The sequence below is a fragment of the Streptomyces sp. NPDC015125 genome (assembly GCF_043080045.1).
Lineage (GTDB): Bacteria > Actinomycetota > Actinomycetes > Streptomycetales > Streptomycetaceae > Streptomyces.
The window spans coordinates 1-495 of the sequence record NZ_JBIBVF010000062.1 but is presented as its reverse complement, the minus strand read 5'-3'; the positions used below and the strand labels follow the sequence as shown (position 1 = coordinate 495).

The following is a 495-nucleotide window of genomic DNA, read 5'->3' as shown; positions in this document are numbered from 1 at the left end:
GCCGGAATTCGCCGTACCGCCCGCGGAGTCCTGCCGGGAGGCCATGACCGCCACCGGCTCGTCCGTCCGCAGCCGGGTGAAGAGCTTCCCGGCGTCGGGCTGCACGAGCTGGTCGCGATTGGCGTCGCCCGCGTACGACTCCCGGGGGACGGTCAGGAATTGGACGCGTTCGGTGGGAATCCCGCGCAGGCCGCGCACAAGGTCGTACAAACCACGCAGACTCGCCAGATCCGGGTCCGTGGTGAGCGACGACGTGGCGGCGTCCAGAACGGGGTACAGCTTCACCGGATTCAGCAGGACGTCATTGCTCTGCACCTTGTTCACGAGCGCGCCCAGAAAGCGCTGCTGCCGGTCCATCCGGTCGGTGTCGCTGCCGTCGCCGAGCGACTTCCGCGCCCGCACGTAGCCGAGCGCCTGCTCCCCGTCGAGCGTCACCCGGCCCGCCGGCAGTTTCAGCTTGGCGTCCTTGTCGTCGACCGGTTTGCGCAGGCACAC

General features: G+C 69.3%; 1 protein-coding gene. It reads right to left on the bottom strand.

Annotation, left to right across the window (positions count from 1 at the left end):
- The coding region (locus tag ACF088_RS41310) for an LCP family protein (RefSeq protein ID WP_392381132.1) at positions 1–495 on the bottom strand (495 nt) is incomplete at both ends.